Origin of the sequence: Corallococcus sp. AB030 (assembly GCF_003668965.1) — a bacterium.
GTDB lineage: Bacteria > Myxococcota > Myxococcia > Myxococcales > Myxococcaceae > Corallococcus > Corallococcus exiguus.
The window spans coordinates 1-5,437 of sequence record NZ_RAWQ01000346.1; the positions used below are offsets into that span (position 1 = coordinate 1).

At 72.2% G+C, this 5,437-nt stretch carries 5 protein-coding genes; 3 read left to right on the top strand and 2 right to left on the bottom strand.

The annotated features are described in order from the left end of the window. Positions 1-363: 363 nt before the first annotated feature. Complete coding sequence (locus D7Y15_RS41845) at positions 364-1,224, bottom strand: hypothetical protein (RefSeq protein WP_121756048.1); 861 nt, start codon at positions 1,222-1,224, stop codon at positions 364-366. A gap of 351 nt (positions 1,225-1,575) precedes the next feature. Between D7Y15_RS41845 and D7Y15_RS41850 the strand changes: the two genes are divergently transcribed. Further along, positions 1,576-2,256 carry a hypothetical protein gene (locus D7Y15_RS41850; RefSeq protein WP_233605300.1) on the top strand — a complete coding sequence of 227 codons (681 nt, stop codon included), beginning with the start codon at positions 1,576-1,578 and terminating at the stop codon, positions 2,254-2,256. A gap of 21 nt (positions 2,257-2,277) precedes the next feature. Then, positions 2,278-2,775, top strand: a complete 498-nt coding sequence (locus D7Y15_RS41855) for a hypothetical protein (RefSeq protein WP_120581444.1) — start codon at positions 2,278-2,280, stop codon at positions 2,773-2,775. A gap of 18 nt (positions 2,776-2,793) precedes the next feature. Here D7Y15_RS41855 and D7Y15_RS41860 read toward each other — a convergent pair whose 3' ends face one another. After that, complete coding sequence (locus D7Y15_RS41860; RefSeq protein WP_126936429.1) at positions 2,794-4,083, bottom strand: universal stress protein; 1,290 nt, start codon at positions 4,081-4,083, stop codon at positions 2,794-2,796. A 357-nt stretch (positions 4,084-4,440) separates the two neighbouring features. Here D7Y15_RS41860 and D7Y15_RS41865 point away from each other — a divergent pair. Continuing rightward, a partial coding sequence (locus D7Y15_RS41865) for an HAD-IC family P-type ATPase (RefSeq protein ID WP_148713017.1) occupies positions 4,441-5,437 on the top strand: 997 nt, incomplete at its 3' end.

The following is a 5,437-nucleotide window of genomic DNA, read 5'->3' on the forward strand; positions in this document are numbered from 1 at the left end:
CTGGAGCCGCGACACCCGCGACTGGACGCCCGCGGGCCCCGTGCGCCTCAACCCCTCACCGGAAGTGCAGGAGCTGAAGCACATCGGCTGAACCCTCTCACGCGACAACTACCTTGACGCTCACCGGAGGCTTGGGGGCCGGCGGCTGCTGCGGGAGCGTGCGCGGGAGGCCGTTGTTACGAGGTCCGTCGATCGCCATCGTCTGTCTCCGAAGACTTCACTGCCCTCGGTGGGTCCAATGCTGGCGCCCTGGAACCGCGGCGTCCCCCGCCACCGGGTGCAATCCTTTTCACTATTATCGCATCAACCCGCCACGGGTTGCCTGATGACCCAGGCGGACCGGAATTTCAGGTAGGCATTGGCCTACACTGTGCGGGTGGCGCGCAGGCGGGGCGGGGTGAAGGACAGCTCACGGACCTGGAGCCGGGAGGTGGTGAAGCCGTCGAAGCGCTTGGGTGCGTCCGGCGTGCCGGCGCGGACGGCGACGTGGGACTCCACGTCCATCTCCAGGCGGACGGGCCACAGCCGGTCCAGGGAGAGCAGGCAGCCGCCGTGGCCCTTCGCCTCGGTGTGCATGGAGGCTTCGCCCTTTTCCCCCGGAGGCGGGCGGAGCGAGGCGGGGACGGGCTGGGGCGTGCGCGGCGTCTCCATCTGGAGGCGTAAGCCCACGGATTGGCCGTCCAGGCTGCGCAGCTCCACGCGCGTGTTCGCGCCGGTGAGGGCGCCGCTTCCCGCGCCCTTCTCTTCCCAGCGGGCCCCGACGCCCACCGGTTCGGCGGGCAGGAAGGTGCCCAGGTCCTTGAGCATCCCCGCCATCTGCTGCATCTGGCCGCGCACGGGCGCGGGCAGGTCCGCGGGCAGCTTCCACTCGAAGCCGCTGGAGCGGCCGTTGGGGGCCACCTGGCCTTCGCCCTTCAGGCCGGGGAGGGGAGACAGCTGCGCGCGGGCCGCCTCCACGGTGCGCACGGGCGTGCGCGCGGCGACGAGCAGGTCCACCTCCTCCAGCGTGAAGCGGTAGCGCGCGCTGCCATCCGGGAGCACGCGCAAGACCTCCACGGCCATCACCATCTGCACCCCCGGCATCGCGGGGCCGGGCTTGCTGCGGCCCGCGTCGCGAAGCGTGGTGGTGGTCTCCGACCGCATGCCGATGCGCTGCACCCCGCCGAACAGGGGGCGCAGCAGGAGGGGCTTCTGGGGGGCCTGACCGCGTTGCAGGACGTGCATGGACCGCGACTCTAGCCCCGCCGCGCCGCTTGTGAATCCGGGCGCGGTCCGAGGCCTTGGCGGTGGACGAAGGGCCCGGGTGGGGACCGCCGGTGTCTGCGATTGCGCCCGGGCCACTGTACCCGTCGCGAATCCCTGGGACTGTGCTGCATTTGGATAGAGGAGATTCCAGGCAAGGTCAGACAGTTCTGTTTCAGCCCGCGAGGGTGTTTTTCCCAGGCCGCGAGAACGTACGCCCGAGGGGCGAAACACGTCGCGGAGACAGGATTGATTGTTTATAGACGTGTCGCCCAGGCCCGTCTGGAGGCAGCACTGAAGCACTCGCACCATAAGATCCTTCCAACTCACTCAGTGTATTGGTTCCTGGCGGGCCTGGCTTTGCTCTACGTGGAGGCGGCGGCGCTCCTGGATCCCCTGGGCGTGCCCCTGCTTCCGCACCAGATGGTGCAGGACGTGCTCCGGAGCGGGTTTGGCTTCTACCTGCTCCTCCTGGGCATCCCCTGCTGCATCTGGGTCCTGGGCTGGCGTGCCCGCGACCTCTTCGTGTGGCTGATGGCACCGCACACCCTGACGGTGGACGACGAGGGCCTGCGCGCTGACGGCACGCGGATCCGCTGGCGGGACGTGCGGGAGATCATCGAGCAGCACGCGGACGACTGCGTCACCCTTCGCCACACGGGTGGAACGCTGCGGCTGCGGCTGTTCCTGTGGAGCGACCCGGATGTCCTGCACGAGGCGGTGCTGGAGCAGGTCGTGTCGCGCCTCCTGGAGCGCGTGAGCCACCAGGTCTCCGAGGGGAAGCCGGTCCGCTTCGGACCGCTCGTCCTGGGCGACCTGGGGCTCATCCACCGGGGCAAGCTCTGGCGCTGGGACGACATCGAGAGCATCCGCCTCCAGGACGAGGTGGACCAGGGCTACGCGTCCCGCGACCTGGTCATCGTCGCCCAGGGCAAGGCCCGGAAGTTCGACGAATCGAAGGTCATCAACGCGCCAGTCCTGCTGGCCTATCTGTCAGGCCGGCTGGCCGGCTGACGCACTCACAGGCATCCCGACATGGAAATCTACCGCTCCCCCCAGTCCAAGAAGCAGGCGGAAAAGCCGCGCGCCATCTACTACTCGCGGGGCAAGCTCATCGCGGGCGTGGTCATCTGGATCGTTGCCACGGGCCTCTTCGGCGTGCTCACCGTGCGGGCGCTCCCGGTGAGCAACATCTGGATCGCCGTCGCGTTGATCACCCTGGCCTCGGCCTGGATGCTCTTCAACTGCGTCCGGGGGCTGGGGAAGCTGGACAGCCCCGTGCTGCTCATCGGCCGGGACGGCATCCGCTTCCCGGATGGCGTGCTCATCGCCTGGGGGGACATGGAGGAGAACGTCTACCTCGACCAGTCCTACATGGGCCTGCCCGTCATGAAGATGGTGCAGATCAAGACCACGCTGGCGAAGCCCCGCGTGAAGAAGCTGCGGGTCTCCGCGCTCGCCATGGACAGCGACGAGTACATGGCGCTCTGCGACAGCTACAGCCAGGGCGGCGGGGCTCCCGCCGCGCGCTGACGGAAACCCGTACGCGCTTCAGCGCAGTGGGGGACGCAGCACGAGCACGGGCCGGCGGCTCAGGGAGAGCACCTTTCGCGCCACCGACCCGAGCACGGCTTCCCTCACGCCTCCGTGGCCGCGCGAGCCCAGGCAGAGGAGCTCCGCGTCCATCCGCTCCGCGGCCTGCACGAGCGCGAGCGCCACGTCCTCGCCGTGGAGGACCTCCAGCCGCGTGGTGACCTCCCGGACCTCCAGTCCCCTCGGCACGCGCTCCAGCAGGCGCTGCTTCAGGTCGCGGTGGAGCTCCGCGCCGGCGCGCTCGGGAATCACCGTCACCAGGTGCACCTCCGCGCCCGCGGGCGCCAGCGCGAAGGCGAAGGGGATGGCCTCGTCCGCGAGCGGCGACAGGTCCGTGGCCACCAGCAGCCGCCGCACCTGGGGCAGCGGCGCCTCGCCCCGGGAAGCAGTGGGGCTCACCGGCGCCACGCCCGCCGACATGGGCGCGAGCCGCAGGGCGTGGTGCGCCACCGAGGCCAGGTTGCCCAGGGCGTTGTGCGGGTGCGTGCCCACCACGAGCAGGTCCACTTCCTGCTCGCGGGCCAGGTCCACCAGGTGGTCCGCGGCGCGGCCCACGGCCATGCGCAGGTGCACGCGCGGCGCGACGCCCAGGCCCGTGTCCGCCAGCGCCGCCACCTCGCGGTGGAGCACGGCCTCGATGCGGGGCGCCACCTCATCCAGGTTCATGGGGGTGGGCAGTCCCAGGCGCCGGCACTGCTCGAAGGCGTAATAGACATGCCCCGCCAGCAGCTCGATGGGGCCATCCGCGCCCAGCTCCGCCAGCCAGCGCCGGGCGGCCTCGCTGCCCCGTGAGCGATCCACCCCGAACATCACGCGCAGGGGCCGCGCACCCGTGAGCCAGGCCTCGAAGGGGGCGGCGTCACGGACCCGCAGGAGCGGCACGGCGCAGTTGCTCGCGATGCGCTCCAGGCTGACGCCCGAACCCAGGGCGGCGGGCTCTTCGCGGGGCGTCCCCACCACCAGCAGCCGCGCCTCGTGCGCGTCGCAGAAGACGGCCAGGGCCCGCGAGGAGCCGCTCTCCAGCAGGGAGGACTCCACCCGCGCGCCCAGCGGCTCCAGCCGCCGGAGCTCCTCGCGAAGCAGCGCCCGCAGGCCTTCGCGCACGGGCTCGGCGGCGACGCGGAGTTGATCCGGGTGGACCTGGTGGACGAGCCAGAGCGGCAGACCCCGGCGTGCGGCGATTCGCGCGGCCACCTCCGCGGCCTGACGGGAACCCTCGGAGAGGTCGGTTGCGCAGATGATGGCCATGGCTGGACTCCAGGCGGGGGGAAGGCGCCGCACCGGGGTTTTCCGGTGGGCGGGTTCGCGCTGGGAGCGCGCCCCGCTGTTGCTTCCAGGCCTCTTCAGGATGCGTGCCGTCCCGCCCCTCCGGCGTCCCCGGCCCGGCCCGCGCAAGGGTTGCGGAGCCTGGAGGCGCACGGGCGCAAAAGCTGCGCCTCCGGGGGGGATGGCCCGCGTCCACCCTCGCGGCATGGGCTTCGCAAACCGTCGCGGGCATCCCCTGGCGCAGGAGCGACCCGAGATGAGCCTCCCTGGTTGGCTGGACCCCGAGCGTTGCCACCGCGTGGAGCGGCGTGGCGAGCGTGGCGGGCGGGTGGTGTCGCGATGAGCGCGGCGAATGGCGCGGCGGCGGTGGCGGTGGCGGTGGCTCCGGAGCCGCGCTGGGGCCTGGAGCAGCGGGAGGCCGAGGCGCGCCTGGGCCAGCACGGCCCCAACACCCTGACGCGCGAGCAGCCCCGCTCCGCGTGGCTCTTCCTGGGCCGCCAGTTCCGCTCCGGCATGGTGTGGCTGCTGCTGGGCGCGTGCGGCGTGGCGGCGCTCCTGGGCGAGGGCGCGGACGCGGTGGCCATCGCGACCATCGTGGTGCTCAACGCGCTGGTGGGCTTCCTCCAGGAGTACCGCGCGGACCGCGCCGTGCTGGCCCTGCGCGCGCTCACCGCTCCCAGCGCGCGGGTGCTGCGCGACGGCGTGAGCGCCGTGATTCCGGCGTCCCAGGTGGTGCCGGGGGACGCGCTGGTGCTGGAGGCGGGGGACGTGGTGGCGGCGGACGCGCGGCTGCTCTCGGCGCATGCGCTGCTCACGCTGGAGGCGGCGCTCACCGGGGAGAGCACGCCGGTGGACAAGCAGGTGGGGGCGCTGCCGGACTCCACCCCGCTGGCGGAGCGCAAGGACCGCGTCTTCATGGGGACCTCCGTGGCGGCGGGCACGGCGGTGGTGGAGGTGACGGCCACCGGCATGGCCACGGAGCTGGGCCGCATCGCGCACCTGGTCCACACGGCTCAGGAGCCCCAGACGCCGCTGCAACAGCGCCTGGAGGGCGTCACCCGCATGCTGCTGGTGCTGTGCGTGGCCGTGGGCGCGCTGGTGGCGGGCCTGGGGCTGGCGCGGGGGCAGGCGGGGGTGGAGCTGTTGCTGTCGGCGGTGGCGCTCGCGGTCGCGGCGGTGCCAGAGGGCCTGCCCACGGTGGTGACGCTCGCGCTCGCCGTGGGCGTGCAGCGCATGGTGAAGGGGCACGTGCTCGTGCGGCGGATGCAGGCGGTGGAGGCGCTCGGCTCGGCCACCGTCATCTGCACGGACAAGACGGGCACGCTCACCCAGGGAA